This window comes from Stenotrophomonas sp. NA06056, assembly GCF_013364355.1.
Lineage (GTDB): Bacteria > Pseudomonadota > Gammaproteobacteria > Xanthomonadales > Xanthomonadaceae > Stenotrophomonas.
In genome coordinates, this window is record NZ_CP054931.1 from 2617624 (window position 1) to 2635016 (window position 17393).

10 protein-coding genes and 1 tRNA gene are annotated in these 17393 nt (G+C 64.7%); 4 read left to right on the forward strand and 7 right to left on the reverse strand.

The genetic code is table 11. The annotated features are described in order from the left end of the window. The first annotated feature begins 91 nt into the window (after positions 1-91). The gene (locus HUT07_RS11670; RefSeq protein ID WP_176021076.1) at positions 92-2470 is read left to right on the forward strand and encodes a TonB-dependent receptor; all 2379 of its coding nucleotides are present in this window, start codon (positions 92-94) and stop codon (positions 2468-2470) included. Between the two features lie 10 nt (positions 2471-2480). Continuing rightward, a complete protein-coding gene (locus tag HUT07_RS11675) occupies positions 2481-4589 on the forward strand; it encodes a phospholipase C, phosphocholine-specific (protein ID WP_176021077.1) in 2109 nt (702 codons plus the stop codon). A gap of 55 nt (positions 4590-4644) precedes the next feature. On the opposite strand, the gene HUT07_RS11680 is transcribed toward HUT07_RS11675, so the two are convergent. From HUT07_RS11680 to HUT07_RS11695, 4 genes are all read right to left on the reverse strand, one after another. Further along, positions 4645-6240: an alkaline phosphatase D family protein gene (locus HUT07_RS11680; RefSeq protein WP_176021078.1), complete on the reverse strand. Its 1596-nt coding sequence runs from the start codon at positions 6238-6240 to the stop codon at positions 4645-4647. Positions 6241-6251: 11 nt separating this feature from the next. Next, positions 6252-9185 carry a TonB-dependent receptor gene (locus HUT07_RS11685; protein ID WP_176021079.1) on the reverse strand — a complete coding sequence of 978 codons (2934 nt, stop codon included), beginning with the start codon at positions 9183-9185 and terminating at the stop codon, positions 6252-6254. Positions 9186-9326: 141 nt separating this feature from the next. Further along, positions 9327-10364, reverse strand: coding sequence for a FecR domain-containing protein (locus HUT07_RS11690; RefSeq protein ID WP_176021080.1), 1038 nt, complete (start codon positions 10362-10364; stop codon positions 9327-9329). Then, a complete protein-coding gene (locus HUT07_RS11695) occupies positions 10361-10876 on the reverse strand; it encodes a sigma-70 family RNA polymerase sigma factor (RefSeq protein ID WP_089240285.1) in 516 nt (171 codons plus the stop codon). Before HUT07_RS11695 ends, HUT07_RS11690 begins: the two co-directional genes overlap by 4 nt. Positions 10877-11146: 270 nt before the next feature. Between HUT07_RS11695 and aceE the strand changes: the two genes are divergently transcribed. Next, entirely contained in the window at positions 11147-13819 is a 2673-nt protein-coding gene (aceE, locus tag HUT07_RS11700) for a pyruvate dehydrogenase (acetyl-transferring), homodimeric type (protein WP_176021081.1), read from the forward strand. A 57-nt stretch (positions 13820-13876) separates the two neighbouring features. Here aceE and HUT07_RS11705 read toward each other — a convergent pair whose 3' ends face one another. Then, complete coding sequence (locus HUT07_RS11705; protein WP_176021082.1) at positions 13877-14359, reverse strand: LuxR family transcriptional regulator; 483 nt, start codon at positions 14357-14359, stop codon at positions 13877-13879. 209 nt (positions 14360-14568) lie between these two features. Here HUT07_RS11705 and HUT07_RS11710 point away from each other — a divergent pair, with 209 nt between their 5' ends. Continuing rightward, the gene (locus tag HUT07_RS11710; protein ID WP_176021083.1) at positions 14569-16899 is read left to right on the forward strand and encodes a TonB-dependent receptor; all 2331 of its coding nucleotides are present in this window, start codon (positions 14569-14571) and stop codon (positions 16897-16899) included. A gap of 57 nt (positions 16900-16956) precedes the next feature. Here HUT07_RS11710 and HUT07_RS11715 read toward each other — a convergent pair. Next, a tRNA-Ser gene (locus HUT07_RS11715) sits at positions 16957-17049 on the reverse strand. A 78-nt stretch (positions 17050-17127) separates the two neighbouring features. Then, positions 17128-17331, reverse strand: coding sequence for a carbon storage regulator CsrA (gene csrA, locus HUT07_RS11720; protein WP_025878924.1), 204 nt, complete (start codon positions 17329-17331; stop codon positions 17128-17130). Positions 17332-17393: the final 62 nt, after the last annotated feature.

Consider the following 17393-nt stretch of genomic DNA (forward strand, 5'->3'; position numbering starts at 1 on the left):
CACAACACACTCCCTGCATCTGCGCGTCACCGCCATGTCATCGGCGCTACCGACACTCCCGGACTTTCCTCCCCCTGAAGGTCCGGTTTCGATGCGAACGATTGCGCGCTTTCCCCGTATCTCGCTGCTTGCCCTGCTGATTGCTCCCGCACTGGATGCCCTGGCTGAAGCACCGCAGGGCGATGCCGCCGATACGCGAAGCGCCGACGCGCGGACCCTGGACCAGGTGCAGGTGATCGGACAGGCCACCAGCTATGCCAAGACCTCGGTACGCCAGGAAACCTTGAACCGGCAGACCGTGTTGAGCAGCGTCAATGGCGCGCTCAACGAAGTGCCCGGCGTGGTCGTCAGCGAAGCCGATGCGACCGGTTCCTCGGTCTGGGGCACGCAGATCAGCATGCGCGGCTTCGTCACCAACCGCGATACCCAGCAGATCGGCACCACCATCGATGGCCTGCCCAATGGCGGTTCCGGTTATGGCGGCGGCTCGTTGGCCAACCGCTACATCGACACACTCGACCTGGAAACGGTGGAAGTGAGCCAGGGTACGGCCGATATCTCCTCGCGCTCAAACGAAGCACTGGGCGGTACCCTGAACTTCCTCACCAGCGATCCACTGCAGGAGCAGCGCCTGCGCATGGTGCTGGGCGCCGGTGACAACGAAGCGCGAAAGTACTACGTGCGCTACGACACCGGCCTGCTGGGAGGACATACCCGTGCGTGGATCAGCGCATCGTCGGCGCGCGTGCATGACTGGATCGATGGCACCGGCCATACCAGCAACGACCACATCGCCGGCAAGTTCATCACCGAACTGGACCGCTGGACCCTGACCGGCTACCTGTCCTACAACGATGCCGACGAGCCGGAGTACACCAGCGTTTCACCGAAAGGGTTCGCCACCAACCCGGACCGCGACGGCCTGGTCGGTACCCTGACCGGCATTCCGTATCTGGACCAGAATTACCGCTCCGGTTCGCGCGCACTGCGCGAGAACACGTTCGGCTACCTGCGCGCGGCCTTTGATGGCGGCAACGGTTTCAAAGCCTCGATGGCTGCCTACGGGCACCGCATGCAGGGGCGCGGTGACTGGCTGCCGCCGTACCTGGCCGATGTCAGCGATGATGGCGCCGGCCGCCCGCAGTCGGAATACCTCGGCGGCAGGACGGTCTACGGCGGCAGCAATCGTGGCCAGATCTACTTCGTGAACCCCGATGGCAGTTCCGCCCAGCGCCTGGCCAACTGCACGCCGCGGCTCGGCTTCAGTGCCGAGTACGACCCCAATTGCTACGCCGGCAACGTGCAGGGCGCGCAGTCCTACCGCCACTCCCACTACGACAACGATCGCATGGGCGTCACCGCCGATGTCGAATGGCGGCAGACCTTCGGCGCGATCGACAACACGATCCGCGGTGGCCTGTGGGTGGAGAAACTCGACCGTTCCGTGCGCCGCGACTGGCACCGCCTGCTCAACGTCGGCCAGGACATCGCCTTCGACCACCAGCCCTACTGGGTGCAGTTCGAGGACAAGTACAAGGTCGATGAGCAGATGTACTACGTCGAGGACGTGGCCCGCTTCGGCCCGTTCAGCGCGCGCCTCGGTGTGAAGCAGTTCTTCGTCGACCAGTCGCGTCGCCGCGTGATCGGCGCCGCCGAGAATGTAAAGTCCGATTCGAAATCCGATCCGCTGTTGTCCACCGGCTTCACCTGGGCTCCGGGTGTGGAGGGCATGGAGCTGTTCGCCGGTTACTCGCAGAACTTCGCCGCAATCCCCTCCGGCGTGCTGGGTGAGACCGATCCGCAGCGCTTCCGCAATGTCGAACCGGAAACCGCCGACAACATCGAACTGGGCATGCGCATCAGCCGCTGGCCGCTGACCGCCTCGGTCACCCTGTACAACATCAAGTTCGACAACCGCATCGTCTACCTGCCGGCCGGTCTGGTCAGTGGCATCGACTACCTCGGCGAGACCGATGGCGTCTACGAGAACTTTGGTGGCGTGGAGAGCAACGGTCTGGAAGCGGCCTTCGGCTATGGCTGGGACAATGGCTGGCGCATCAATACCGCCTACACCTACAACCGCTCCAAGTACCTGGGCAGCGGCAACGATGCACGCGACAAGCAGCTGGGCATCGTCGACGGCGCCAAGGTGATCGGCCAGCCCGAGCAGATCCTGGTGGTGTCGGCCGACTGGCAGGGTGAGAACTGGAACTTCGGCCTGTCCGGGCGCTATCTGGGTACGCGCTACCTCGATGCGGCCAACGTCAACAAGCTGCCTTCGGCCACCGTGTTCAACGCCAACATCGGTTTCGACCTGCAGGGCCTGTCACCGCGCCTAAAGGGCATGGGCGCCAACCTGGTGGTGAGCAACCTGACCGACAAGCGCTATCTTGCAGGGGTGGACGGCCGCGACAACGCCTTCATCGGCGCACCGCGCACCGTCGGCATCTCCTTCCGCGTGGACTTGTGAGTGTGACCCTGTGACTGATACCGGCCGACGCCGACTGTTGCAGGCCGGCGTCGCCGCCGGCCTTTCGCCGCTGCTGCCCAGCATCGCCCGGGCAGCAGCGATCGCCCCTGCTTCGCGCACGCGCAGCCTGCAGGACCTGCAGCACATCGTGGTGTTCATGCAGGAGAACCGTTCGTTCGACCACTACTTCGGCACCCTGCCCGGCGTGCGTGGTTTCGGCGACCGCTTCGTGGCCCCAGCGACACCCCTGCCCGGCGGCGAGCGTCCGCGCAGCCTGTGGCTGCAGCCCGACGCCAGCGGCCAGCGCGCGATCGCCCCCTTCCCCTTGGATACCGCCGCGCACTTCGGCTACATGCGGGTGGAAGGCACGCCCCACACCTGGCCGGATGCACAGCAGGCGTGGGACCACGGACGCATGGCGCACTGGCCCAAGGCCAAGCAGAACCATTCGATGGGCTACTTCCAGCGCAGCGACATGCCGTTCCAGTTCGCCCTGGCCGATGCGTTCACCCTCTGTGATGCCTATCACTGTGCAATGCAGGCCGGCACCAATCCGAACCGCGTGTTCCTGTGGACCGGCCACAACGATGCCCAGGCCCGCGCAGGCGGTCCGGTGATCGCCAATTCGCACGACAATTTCCCCGAGCAGGGCGGTCATCCTGCGTCGTATCGCTGGACCAGCTATGTCGAGCGATTGCAGAAGGCCGGCGTGTCCTGGCAGATCTACCAGGACATGGCCGACAACTTCACCGACAACCCGCTGGCCGGGTTCGAGGCCTTCCGCCAGGCGCACCGCGGCGACCCGGGTCATGACCCGGAGTTGCGTGCACGCGGCGTCAGTACCCGTGGCCTGGCGCAGCTGCGCGAGGACGCGATCAGTGGACGCCTGCCGCAGGTCAGTTTCATCATCGCCGACGCCGCCGGCAGCGAGCATCCCGGCCCGTCCAGCCCCGCGCAGGGCGCAGCCTATACCGCACGGGTGCTGGACGCATTGACCGCCGATCCAGATGTGTGGAGCCGCACCGCCCTGTTGCTGATGTTCGATGAGAACGATGGCTTCTTCGACCACGTACCGCCACCGGCTCCCCCCTCCCGGCTTGGCGATGGCTGGGCCGGTGCATCGGCGGTCAGCACCGAGGGCGAGTACCACCGCAACCCGGCACCGGGCGACGAGAAATACGATGCCGCCGAGCTGCGCGGCCGCCCCTATGGGCTTGGCCCACGCGTGCCGCTGTACGTGATTTCACCGTGGAGCCGCGGCGGCTGGGTCGACTCGCAGGTGTACGACCACACCTCGGTACTGCGTCTGATCGAGCGACGCTTCGGCGTGGCCGCGCCGGACATCTCGCCGTGGCGGCGAGCGGTCTGCGGTGATCTCAGCAACGCCTTCGACTTCGCCCAGCGCGACACGCGCCCCTTCGTCAAGGCGCTGCCGGATGTCACCGCCGTGGCAGCGCGCGCCGCCGCCCTGCCCGGCCGTACCGTGCCTGCGCTGCCCGATGGCCTGCATCCGGCCCGCCAGGAGCCGGGCGTGCGTCCGGCGCGGGCGCTGCCCTATCGGCCGCAGGTGCAGGCCACGTCGGTGGATGGCGAGGGCATCACCCTGCAGCTCGCCAGCGATGGCGCCACGGCCGTGCTGCATGTCTACGACCGCCTGCATCTGGATGCCATCCCGCGCCGTTACACCGTGGCACCGGGTGCCCCGTTGCAGGATCGTTGGCCGCTGGATGCACAGGGTCGTTACGACCTCTGGCTGCTGGGGCCGAATGGATTCCATCGCCACTATCGCGGCGCTGGCACGCTCGCACCCTTGCATGCGCAGGTGGAGCGTGCGGACGGCCAACTGCGGCTGGTGCTGCGCAATCCATGGCCTTCAGCGCGCAGGGTCCAGGTACAGGGCGGCGCCTACGCGGGCCACATGCCCGCACAGGAACTGCAGCTGGTGGCCGGCGCGGAAACCGTACTCGCCTGGGACCCGACACCGACCGCAGGCTGGTACGACCTGATCGTGCACTCGGAGGGTGTCGAGCAACGCCTGGCCGGTCGAGTCGAAGATGGCCGCCCCGGTACCAGTGACCCCGCCATGGGCACCGCCCCGCTGCGCTTCGAACACGGATGAACGCACTTCCGTAGTGCCGGGAGCTTCCCCGGCTCTACAGGGCAGGACGGCCGGCTCAGGCCTCCTGCAACCCCGGCCGGCCGTGCTCCACTGCGTAGCGCCTCCAGCTCTGCAGCGTGCCGTTCGGCCGCATGACCGTATCGAGCGTCTTCATGTCACCGATCCAGGCATCACGGGTGACATCACACAGCACGTAACCGCGCTTGTCCGTCGTCGCCTTCAAGTGGGGGCTGTGCCGCAGCTGGTTCTCTGCATAGGCATCCACGCCCTGCCCGTCAGCGCCCGAGCTGATCGAGGTTGCCAGGAACTCGCTGGAGATCACCCCGGAATCGGTGTTGTCCTGCACCAGGTCGCTGGCATAGTGACGGTGCGCATCGCCACAGGCGGTCACCACGTTGCCAAAGCCCACCTTCTGGATGTGATCGAGCAGGCGCCGGCGGCTGGACAGATAGCCGGACCACTGGTCATCGGAGGACTGCACCACGCCGTCCTTCTCGCGCATGTAATTGCCCAGTGAGACCTGGTGCGCGATCGCGTGCCAACGCGGCGCGGCATCGGCCAGGCCATCGAACAACCATTGCTCCTGCTTCGCGCCCACAATGCTGCGCTCGGCAGATTCCACCTGTCCGCGCTGCGCCATGTCAACCTGCTTGCTGCGGTACTGGCGGGTATCGAGCAGGTGCAGGTCCAGCAGCGTGCCGTAACGCGCGCGACGGAACATCTGCATATGACCATCGCGAGGGAACGACGAAGCGCGCAACGGCATGTTCTCGTAGTACGCCTGGAACGCCTGTGCGCGGCGCAGCAGGAACAGCTCGCTGGGCGTACCGTCCTGGTCTTCGGCACCCGCCCAGTTGTTGTCCACTTCATGGTCGTCGAACGTCACGAACCACGGTGACGCGGCGTGCGCCGCCTGCAGGTCCGTATCGGTCTTGTACTGCGCGTAGCGGCGGCGATAGTCGTCGAGCGTATAGGTCTGTGGTCCAACGTGGTTGCGCAGGTTGGTGAACGGCTGACCGTTCATCTTGCGCACGCCGGGCTGGCTTTCGCCCTCGTAGATGTAGTCGCCGTAATGGAACACGAAATCGAGTGGTTCCTCGGCAATATGTCGCCACGCCGTGTAGTGCCCCTCCTCGAAATGCTGGCAGCCGGCCACCGCGAAGCGCACGCGCTTGATCGGCGCGTTCGCGGCAGGCAGGGTGTGGGTGCGTCCGATCGCACTGGCATGGCCTCCCACGGTGAAGCGGTACCAGTACGGCCGCCCAGGCAGCAGGCCATCCAGTTCCACGTGCAGCGCATGGCCAAGTTCGGGGTGGGCCAGCGAGGTTCCCTGCCGCACCACGGTGCGCATGGTCTCGTCAGTGGCCACCTGCCATCCCACTACCATCGGCCGGGTGGGCATGCCGCCACCGAACACCAGGGGCTCGGTGGCCAGCCGCGTCCACAGCACCATGCCGTCGGCCGACGGATCACCCGACGCCACGCCCAAGGTGAAGGGCGTACTGGCAAAACGCGGCGAGGCCAGCAGATTGCGTGGATTCAGTGCTGCCGCATTGCTCTGTGCAGCCAGCGCGCGGGCAGTGCCGGCCCACGCACCCAACGCGGAAAGTCCCGACAGGGCAAGGAAGCGCCTGCGATTGATCGTATCCAAGACGGCCGCCCTCAGTTGTAGATGATGTGGAAGTAGAAGAAGCGACCGTAGTCATCGATCTCGGTGCGGAAGCGCCCGTTCGGACCGGTGCTGTAGGTTGGCTGGGTGTTGAACAGGTTCTTCGCCTCGTACTTCAGCGTCACGTGCTTGCTGACCTTGTGGCTGAAGGCCAGGTTGAAGGTCATGTACGGGTCGTAGTACGAGTCCAGCCACTGGGTATCGCCGAAGTCGACCAGCATGCGGCTGCGGTAGGTGCCGGACACGCGCAACTGCGAGCTCTTCCACGGCATGCGCCAGATCACCGAGCCATTCACTGACCAGTCCGGCTGGTACAGCAGGCGGTCCAGGCGGCGCTCGCTGCCATCACTGATGCGGTAGTTGGTCTGCCCGTCCAGGCGGGTGGCATTGAGGTACATGTCGAAGCGATGGCGGCCCCACTGCAGATTGCGGTTTGCCACCGCGAACTCGACACCGCGCAACGTCGATTCATCGGTGTTCATCGGCTGGGTGACACGGTAGCGGACGTCGCCGATGTTCTCGAACGTGGTCAGGGTGTAGATGTCGTCCTTGATGACCTTGTCGAACAACGCGACCGACACCAGGCCGTTGTTGCCGTTGAAATACAGGTCCCAGGCCAGGTCGAGATTGGTCGAGCGGCGCGGCTGCAGCGAGGCATTGCCCTGCTTGATCGTGCAGAAGCCTCCGCCCAGCTCGTCATCGCCACAGCTGGTGCTGGTGGCCTGGGCGATGTTGCTGGGCGTCGGCCGACCCAGCGTGCGGCTGGCGGAGAAGCGCAGGCGCTGGTTCTCGCTCAGCTTGAAGGTCGCATTCAATGACGGCAGCAGGTTGTTGTAGCCGCCGCTGCTCTTGCGGAATGCCGAGGTGTAGGTGGTACCGCCATCATCACTGAACGGGCTGAACGCATCGAAGGAAGTGTGGTCATAGCGCAGGCCGCCGATCAGCAGCAGCCGGTCCCAGGCGTAATGCGCCGAAACGTAGGCGTTGGCGATGTCTTCCACGTACTTGTAGTCGCTGGTGAAATCGGCATTCGGGTAGGCCGCATCGTTGTTGCCCAGCTTCGGGTACAGCTCGTCATGCCACTTGCGGTTGTCGATCAGCGGGAAGCCGGGGACGCTGCCCAGCAGTGTCGAACCGGGATACAGATAGTCGTTCAAGGTCGCGCTGGTCTTGTAGTAGTCGAAATCGATGTCCTGCCAGATCTTCAGGTGGCGATACTCGGCACCCGCGGCGAGACCGAAGCCGCGCGCATCGGCATCGATGTTGTAGCTGAAGTCGGCACGCAGGTTGTCGATGCTCTCCTTGGCGTCACGCGGCGAGATGTAGGCCTGCGCGGGATTGAGCTTGAACGCCGAGCTGGTCAGCAGACTGGAGTCCGAGACGCCCACCGCGTTCGGAAAACCGTGGCTGTCGTTGGCATAGTCGACGAACAGGTTGCTCGGGTACGCGCGTACCCCCCAGTAGACCTGGGTGTTGTGGAAGGTCTCTTCGGTGTGGCCGGCGCGGAGCGTCAGCCGCGAAAGGTCGCCGATATCCCAGTTGAAGCTGGCGATCGCACCGCGGTTGCTGCGGTCCCAGCGGTCATGGCGGTTCTTGATGTAGATGCTGTTGATCTGGGTGGTGCCGCCGTCCTCGGTCTGGTTGCGTATCGGGAACTTGGCGTTGCCATACAGATCGGTCTTGTTCATCGTCGAGTTCTCGTAGAACCGGTACGAGTACAGCAGCAGCGACGCATAGAACGGATCGTCCGACGGTTTCCATTCCAGCTTGGCCGAACCACCGAAGTTGGTGATGTAGTTGGTGTAGGTACCGGTACTGAAGTTGCCCGGCGCGCGCAGGCCGTTCCAGCCTTTCGCCTCATCCGGGCCGGTGGTTCCATCGGTGAGGTACTTGCCGGCATCGTTGTAGTAATAGTTCGATTCGACCCAGCGCTTGACGCTGTTGCGCGAGCGCTGCTCATAGCGAGCGACAGCGACGATGCCGAACTGATCATCGGCACCGAACTGGTTGGAGAACACCGCTTTGGCGCTCTTGCCGAAGTGGCCCAGGGTCTTGTGGTCGCCACCCGCGCTGCGCCCCACGCTGGTCTCGGCCGTGGAATAGATGCCGGCCACGTCGGCGAACACATACTTGCCGGAGCGATCAAAGGCACTGCGGCTGATGATGTCGATCACACCACCAATGGCATCCGGCGCCTGCTCGGCGCTGAAACTCTTGTAGATGTCCGTGCGGGTGCCGATGTCGCTGGGAATCAGCTGCAGGTTGTTCATGCGCTCGCCGGAGCCACTGCCGCCCACGCTTGCGATCGCGATGCCGTCGATGGTCGTGTAGTTCAGATTGGCCTGCACACCGCGCACGGTCACATAGCGCGGTTCGCCTGCATCCTCCACCGCGCTCAGGCCCGGCGCGGCCATCAGGCTTTCGGCCAGCGTCTCATCGCCGTAGCTGTCCATCTCATCGTAGATCACCGAATCCTTGATCACCGGCGAGGTTTTCTTCTGATCGATCACCTCATGGGCGGCGATCACCTTGATCGTTCCCAGCGTCGGAGCGACCACGGCTTGCGGCTGCTGCGGTACCGGTGCGGCCGGCCTGTTTTCCCGTTGGGCCGGTGCCACATCGATGGCGATCACGTTGCCATCCACCACCGTGTAGCGCAGGCCGGTGCCGGCCAGCAGCGTGTCCAGCGCCTGCTTGACGGTGGCCCCCCGCGGTACCGCGCCCGCCATGGGTGCATTGCCCGCGCCGGCATACAGGAACTGCACGCCGGAGCTGCGTGACAGCTGCTCCAGTGCCTGGCTCAGTGGCTGCGCGGCGATCGCTGCAGTGACCCTGGTCTCAAGCCCGTTGGACGACACCGCCTGCGCATGTGCGCCCAGGCAGGGAGACAAGGCCAGTACCACCGACAGATAGAGCTTCTTGCGCATCACGGTTCCTTGCAGGAGAGAGGACTGCTGCTGCCGCGTCGGCATTCGACAGCGGCTTCTCCCAAGTAAGAGCCGACATCGGCGGAAGTGGAGAACGCCGATTCGATGAATTTTTTCTGACAGCCCATCGCCCAACCGGGATCAGCGGCTGGAGACCCATACCGTGTCCTGTTCGCGGCGGATGACGAAGCGCGCGTCCCGCTGCAGGAATGCCTGCAGCGCTGCGACCCGGTGCGCCTCCAGGCTGCCCGACAGGCGCGCCGCCCGCGCCACGTCATCGGTCACCCGCACCTGCACCTGGTTGTGCCGGTTGAAGGCAGCAGCCACCTCGTCCAGCCGCTCATCACGGAACGACACCCGGCGCTGCTGCCAGTCCAGCAGCATGGACATCGGTATTTCCAGCGGCTGCACCGCATGGCTGAGATGATCGACCTGCACCACCCGCCCGGCGGGCAGCTGCGCCAGCCGGCGTTGCCCATCACCGGCGGTCCAGACCTCCACCTCGCCGGATACCACGCCGATACGCGTGCTCTGCAACCGGCGCGACACATCGAACACGGTGCCGATGTCACGGATCTGCAGATCACCGACCCGCACCTCGAAGGGCCGGCGATCCGCTGCGATATCAAATGTGGCCTCGCCCTGCAGCAGTTCGGCGCGGCGGCTGAACCAACCGATGTTGACCCGCAGACGGCTGTCTGCATTCAGCCGCACCTGCGTCTGGTCAGCCAGCAGCACCTCACGCAGTTGCCCGTGCCCAGCGACCAGCATCTGTTCGCGCGGCATCAGCCACGGCAGCAGACCGGCCACCAGCAACAGTCCGCACGCCACCGCAGCCACCCGCCTCCAGAGCGGCCGGCGCGTTCGAGATGCAACCACGGCGCGCGGCGCGGGCACGGGCGCGGCAAACAGCGGCACCACTTTCGCCGTTGCCGGCAGCATCGGCAGCGTTGCCCTGCTTCCCTGTTGCTGCGCGTGCACCGACATCGCCGCGCCCACCTGCCGGTGCAGATGCAGGGCATGCAGGTACGCGCGCACGTGCCCGGGCGAGCCCCTCATCCATGCCATGAACTCGGCGCGCTGTGCAGCGCTCAGGTCACCCTCGCGGTTGCACAGGAACCAGTACGCAGCCTGTTCGGCCACCTCGTCATCCATCGCTGCAGGCTCCTGCCGGTTCATCCGTCCTTCCCGGCGCCCAGCGCCTTCCTGCAGGCATCCAGCCCCTTGCCGATGTGCTTGCGCACCATGTGCACCGACACATCCAGCTGTGCCCCCACCTGTTGGCAATCCAGTCCTTCGCGGTAGTGCAGTTCCATCACCCGCCGCGTCGTAGGTGGCAGTTGCGCGATGGCGCCGCGGATCCCGCTCCAGCGCTGCGCCCGCTCGAAATCACCCTCGATGTCCTCTTCGCTGCTGAGTACCTCGGCCAGCAGGTCGACATCCTCGATCTGTGGCAGGCCGGAGCGCGAACGTGCCTGTTCACGGGCCAGGTTGGCTGCCACAGCGAACAGATAGGCTTCAGGGTTCTCGATCGCCGCGGCGTCTTCGCCGGTGCTGCGCAGCAGGCGCAGGTAGACCTCCTGCGCCAGATCCTCGGCATCGGCAGCCTGTGAACCACGCCGAAGGAAGAAGCCACGCAGCAGGCGGCGCCGCAAGGCGTAGCTCTTCTCCCAGATCCTGACGCTGTTCACAACCGACCAACCACCCCGAGGCTGGAAAACCCAGCAGGGTGCACACCGACGATGACAACCGCATTGCAGCGCTGCCGGCTAAAGCGCAGGTTCGCGCAGACCCAACCCTCACCTGTCTACCGGCCAACCCATGCGCCGCCTACGCTTGTCTCCCCGGCAGCCACCAAGGCCGCCCCCGCGCCACGGCCCTGCCGGCGCGATTCCGCTCCAGAGCTGTCGCCCTGCCGGCGGTGTCGCGCAGTGCCGACCGGCGCTCTCTGGAGACGCAGCATGAACCAGGCACACTTCCCTCTCGACACCGATCCACAGGAAACCCGCGAATGGCGCGAGTCCTTGCACGCGGTGATCCAGGCCGGCGGCCGTCCGCGCGCGCATTACCTGCTGGACCAGCTCGATGACCTCGACGTGCAGCAGCACGGCGACCTGCATACCCGCGCGTGGACCGCCTACACCAACACCATCCCACCCGAACGCCAACCCACCTACCCGGGCGACCTGGCCATCGAGCGGCGGTTGAACGCGATGATCCGCTGGAACGCCATGGTGATGGTGCTGCGCGCCGGCAAGCATTCCAATGTCGGCGGCCACATCGCCACGTACCAGTCTGCGGCGGTCATGTATGACGTAGGCTTCGATCACTTCTTCCGTGGCCGCACCGAAACCTTCGACGGCGACATGATCTACATCCAGGGCCATTCCGCCCCGGGCATCTATGGCCGTGCGTTCGTGGAAGGTCGCATCAGTGCCGAGCGCATGGACAACTTCCGCCGCGAGGCCGGTCGCGAGGGCCTGTCCTCGTATCCGCACCCGCGGTTGATGCCGGAGTTCTGGCAGTTCCCCACCGTATCGATGGGCCTGGGTCCGCTGACCGCGGCCTACCAGGCGCGCTACATGCGCTACCTGGAATACCGTGGCCTGAAAGAACACCAGGGACGCAAGGTCTGGGCCTTCCTCGGTGATGGCGAAATGGACCAGCCCGAATCGCTGGCCGCCATCTCGCTGGCCGGGCGCGAGCGCCTGGACAACCTGGTGTTCGTGGTCAACTGCAACCTGCAGCGCCTGGACGGGCCAGTACGCGGCAATGCCAAGGTGATCCAGGAACTGGAAGGCACCTTCCGCGCCGCCGGCTGGAACGTCATCAAGGTGATCTGGGGCAGTGGCTGGGACGACCTGCTGGCACGCGATCACAGCGGGTTGCTGCGCCAACGCATGATGGAATGCGTGGATGGTGACTACCAGACCTTCAAGTCGCAGAGCGGTGCCTACGTGCGTGAGCACTTCTTCGGGCGCTACCCGGAACTGCTGGCGCTGGTCGCGCACATGAGCGACGACGAGATCTGGACATTGGCACGTGGTGGCCACGACCCACAGAAGGTGTACGCCGCCTACCAGCAGGCAGTGAACACCACGGGCAGGCCGACCGTGGTGCTGGCCAAGACGGTGAAGGGCTTCGGTATGGGTGAGGCCGGCGAAGGCCAGAACATCAACCACCAGCTGAAGAAGATGAGTGTCGATGCGGTGCGCGCGTTCCGCGACCGCTTCGATCTGCCGGTCAGTGATGAACAGCTGGAAGAAATGCCGTACCTGCGCCCGCAACCCGGCAGCTCGGAGGCGCTCTACTTCGCGCAGCGTCGCCAGGCGCAGGGCGGCCAGCTGCCGGCACGACTGCCCCAGGTCGATCCGCTGCCACTGCCGCCGTTGTCCACGTTCAACGTACAACTGCAGGGAAGTGGTGACCGCGGCCAGTCCACGACGATGGGCTTCGTGCGCATCCTCACCACCCTGCTCAAGGATCCTCAGCTGGGCAGGCTGGTGATCCCGATCGTGCCCGATGAATCGCGCACCTTCGGCATGGAAGGCCTGTTCCGCCAGATCGGCATCCACTCTTACCTCGGCCAGTTGTACACGCCGCAGGATGCTGGCCAGCTGAGCTATTACAAGGAGGCCAAGGATGGCCAGATCCTGCAGGAAGGCATCAACGAATCCGGCGCGATCTGTTCGTGGATCGCCGCCGGTACCGCGTACGCCAACCACGGCCTGGCCACGATTCCGTTCTACATCTTCTATTCGATGTTCGGCCTGCAGCGCGTCGGTGACCTGGCCTGGGCCGCGGCCGACGCGCGCACCCGTGGCTTCCTGCTTGGCGCCACGTCGGGCCGCACCACGCTGATGGGCGAAGGGCTGCAGCACGACGATGGCCACAGCCACGTGCTGTCCTCGGTGATTCCCAGCTGCGTGTCCTATGACCCGACCTACAACTTCGAGCTGGCGGTGATCATCCACGACGGCCTGCGCCGCATGTACGTGGACCAGGAAGACATCTACTACTACATCACCCTGCTCAACGAGAACTATCCGCACCCGGCCCTGCCCGACGGCGCCGAAGCCGGCATCCTGAAGGGCCTGTATCTGCTGCGCCCCGCCGCAGTCAATACGGCTAAGCAGCCGCGCGTGCAGTTGATGGGCAGTGGTTCGATCCTGCGCGAGGTACTGGCCGCTGCCGATCTTCTGCAGCAGGATTTCGGTATCGCCAGCGATGTCTGGAGTGCCACCAGCCTGACCGAACTGCGCCGCAACGGTCTGGCTGTCGAGCGCTGGAACCTGCTGCACCCGGCTGAAGAGCCGCGTGTTTCCTACGTGCAGCAGTGCCTGCGGGACCATGCCGGTCCGGTGGTGGTGGCGACCGATTACATGAAGATCGTCGGCGACCAGATCCGTCCCTTCGTCAGCGATCGTCGCTTCGTCGCACTCGGCACCGATGGTTTTGGTCGCTCGGATACACGCGAATCACTGCGCACGTTCTTCGAAGTCGATCGCCACTTCATCGTGCTGGCGGCGCTGAAGGCCCTGGCCGACGACGGGCATGTCGAACGAAGCCTGCTGCAGCAGGCGATCGACCGCTACGGGATCAACCCCGGCAAGCGTGATCCTGCCGCCGCATGACAGCGCCGCAACGGCATCCGCAGAGCGTGTTACTGCGGGTGTCGCTGCATCACACCGCTACGGCAACCGCTTGAACAGGTTGGTCTGCAGGATCGGCGTGCCGTCATGAGCGAAGAACGCCTTGGTTTCGGTCATCGTTGAACGGTCAGCAGCCACCGTATACACGCGGGTGGACGCGGGTGCGCCGTGATCGACCAGCTGCATCACCAGCGTGTTCGGCGCCGGCAGTTTCAGCGTCGCCTGGTTGGCACCGTAGCTGCCGGTCAGCGCCGCGGGCGTGCCGTCCAGCGCCAGCGTACCGTCGGATTTCATCGTCTTGCCATCATGCAGGACGATGTCCACGTGCGAGCTCCACCTGCCCGCACCGGCGTCCTTGAATTCCAGCACGACCCGTTGCGGACGCTGTGCTTCAGGCAGCGCGGACGTGGCGATATCCAGCGACCAGCGGCCGAGCAGCGGCGAGGACTTCGGGCTTTCAGCCAGGGCAGGCATCGCCTGCAGCAGGACTGCGGACAACAACGCGGCGGACAACAGCTTCATGCGGGGCTCCGTTCGAAGTGGTGAAAGCGCTGCAGGCTGCGTCGTGGGGAGCCCGCAATAGCGGATGCTGCGCGCCAGTGGCCGGTCGTGCAAGCGGCTACGCCGCCGCTCATGGCCAGGCAGATCTCCCCGTACACCCCGCTGCCCTCCGACTTGTGAAACTGAATCGTTATATTATAACATTTCACATTCTTTTCACGGAGCCTGTCATGCGTCGTCACCTGCTTGCTGCAGCCATCCTGTTCGTCGTCCACAACGCCTATGCCAGCGGCGACCCCACCCTGCCCGCCGTCCAGGTCGAGGCAAGCAAGCCCTCCCGCATCGACAGCCTCGTCACTGTCGAGGCCCCACAGGCGCAGAACCGCACCCTCGGCGGCATGCTTGAACATGTGTCCGGCGTGCAGAACAGCGCCTTCGGGCCCAATGCCGGTGCACCGGTCATCCGCAGCCTCAGCGGCAACCGCGTGCAGATCCTGGAAGATGGCCAGTCCATCCTTGGCATGAATGCCATCAGCGGCGACATCAACATTCCCTTCGACCCGCTGTTCGTGCGCAGCGTCACCGTCAACAAATCCTCCGATACCGTCCGCTACGGCGGCAACGCGATCGGCGGCAGCGTCGACATCGACTCCGGCCTGATCCCGCGCACGATGGAGGACAAGGACCAGTCGATGGAACTGGTCCTGCGCAAGGGCTTCAACGCGGCCGATGCGCAGGGTTTCCGCATGAACTTCAACAACCAGCGCAATGTCTCGACGAACCTGCAGGTCTCGCGGCAGCGCATCTCGTACTACGACATTCCCGGCAACAGCAAGGCCGGCGTCTGCAACACCGGGCTGTTCCCGGCCACCGGCGGTGTCAATTCGGCGCTGGCCGACAGCTGCCAGAAGGAGGCACGCGTCCAGCAGCTCTACAACAAGGCCTCGCAACCCTACATCGACCAGTTCATGACCGAGAATCCGGATTGGGCCGACGGTGATTTTTCCTTCTATACCAACAGCCCGACCTCGGTCTGGCAGCGTCGCACCTACATCAATCCGGTCAACCCGGCCTACGTCGCCGGCACGCCGTCGTATGTGCAGAAGCAGATCAACAATGATGTGACGCCCGACTATCACCATCGGCTGGGCAACAGCTACTCGCGCAGTTCGCAGGTCGCGCTCGGCTCGACCTGGTTCTTTGATCGCGGCTATGTCGGCGTCAGCATCGATGCCAAGGACAGCGAATACGGTGTGCCGGGCTTCTCGATGCAGAACCTGTCCTTCGGCGCGAACCCTGCCGACGGCCTGCCGGTGGGCGTGGTGATCAAGCAGCAGCGCTACGCCCTGGAAGCCTTGCTGCGGGATCCGCTGCCGTACGTCGAGCGCGCCGAGCTGCGGGTTTCAAAACTGGACAACACCTCGGGCGAGCGCCTGGGCTCGACCAAGGCCAACGACTACGACTTCCAGAGTGCCCAGGCCGAACTGCTGCTGGCGCATCAACCGGTCGGGCCGCTCAGCGGCGTGCTGGGCCTGAGCCACCAGGCACGCGACGTCACCGGCAGCGGCACGCTGCGCTATCTGCCCGACGTCGACACCCGCAGCAACGCGGTGTTCCTGAAGGAGACGCTGGACTTCGACTGGGCCACCTTCGATGCAGGCGTGCGCCACGAGCGCGTCGACCATCAGCTGCAGCCCAGCCGCTTCAAGACCTCGCGCAATGCTGCCAACACCACGCTGCAGGACCGCTCCTATCGCCTCAACAGTTACAGCCTGGGTTCGTATGTCGAGCTCGGCCCGCTGCTCGCCGCCAAGGTGCGCTATTCGTCTTCGCAGCGCGCACCGGAGATCAACGAGCTGTACGCCAGCAACGCGCACTATTCGGTGATGACCCAGGAGGAAGGCAACCAGAACCTGGAGCCGGAACGCGCGAAGAACCTGGAGCTGACCGGGGTGTTCCACCTTGGTGGCTTCGCGCTGTCGGCCACCGCCTACCGGATGAAGTACGACAACTACCTCTACCAGGGCTACTCCGGCCTGCAGACGGCCAACCGCCTGCCACTGAAGTACTGGAAGCAGACCGACACCACGGTGAAGGGATTCGAGATCGATGCGTCGCAGGCGCTGGACCTTGGCCCCTACGGAAAATTGAACCTGTCCGCCTTCGCCGACCTGGTCAGCAACAAGGCCGATCACCCCGACACGCTGCGCGCGCACAACGACGGCCAGTACCTGCCGAACATGCCGACCAATCGCTATGGCGCCAACCTGCAATGGCAGCGCGAGGGCTGGCAGGTACAGCTGTCCAGCACCTACTACGACAAACAGAAGTACCTGGGTCGCAACGTCAGCGAAGAGATTCCGCTGGATGCATTCAACCTGGTCGATCTGCAGGTCAGCCGCGAGCTACCGGTGCGCACTGCCTACATCGCGGGCATGGAAGTGTTCGTCAACGGCAGCAACCTTCTGGATGACGAAGCGCGCCCACACAACTCGCCGTTGAAGTACATCGCACCGCTGCCCGGTCGCGGCTTCCAGGTCGGCGTGACCGTCAGGCTTTGAGGGAACTGAAAAGAAAAACGCCTGCAGATCGAGGATCTGCAGGCGCTTCTTTGTATCTGGCGGAGCGAGAGGGATTCGAACCCTCGATAGAGCTTTTGACCCTATACTCCCTTAGCAGGGGAGCCCCTTCAGCCGCTCGGGCATCGCTCCGGGGTTTTCTCCGCGTCTGGTACGTTGCACCTCAGCGGGGCGTGAATCATAACGTTAATCACGCGCGAAGGTAAAGCCTTATTCCGCAGAATTTTCACCACCGGTGCTGCCGGCTTCGTCACCACGCTGGATGCGCTGGTAGATCTCTTCGCGATGCACAGCGACGTCCTTCGGCGCAGTGATGCCGATACGCACCTGGTTACCCTTGACGCCAAGCACGGTGACGCTCACCGAGTCACCGATCATCAGGGTTTCGCCGACGCGGCGAGTCAGGATCAACATTTTTTTAAGTCTCCATGGAACCGTGTGGAAGGGTATCCCCCACCGGCTTGACGCTCCGTCAA

What these genes read in the sequence shown, in the direction of transcription:
- HUT07_RS11670 (WP_176021076.1), top strand. Translation starts at nt 92, where the DNA reads ATGCGAACGATTGCGCGCTTTCCCCGTATCTCGCTGCTTGCCCTGCTG.
- HUT07_RS11685 (WP_176021079.1), bottom strand. Translation starts at nt 9,185, where the DNA reads ATGCGCAAGAAGCTCTATCTGTCGGTGGTACTGGCCTTGTCTCCCTGC.
- HUT07_RS11690 (WP_176021080.1), bottom strand. Translation starts at nt 10,364, where the DNA reads ATGAACCGGCAGGAGCCTGCAGCGATGGATGACGAGGTGGCCGAACAG.
- aceE (WP_176021081.1), top strand. Translation starts at nt 11,147, where the DNA reads ATGAACCAGGCACACTTCCCTCTCGACACCGATCCACAGGAAACCCGC.
- HUT07_RS11705 (WP_176021082.1), bottom strand. Translation starts at nt 14,359, where the DNA reads ATGAAGCTGTTGTCCGCCGCGTTGTTGTCCGCAGTCCTGCTGCAGGCG.
- HUT07_RS11710 (WP_176021083.1), top strand. Translation starts at nt 14,569, where the DNA reads ATGCGTCGTCACCTGCTTGCTGCAGCCATCCTGTTCGTCGTCCACAAC.
- csrA (WP_025878924.1), bottom strand. Translation starts at nt 17,331, where the DNA reads ATGTTGATCCTGACTCGCCGCGTCGGCGAAACCCTGATGATCGGTGAC.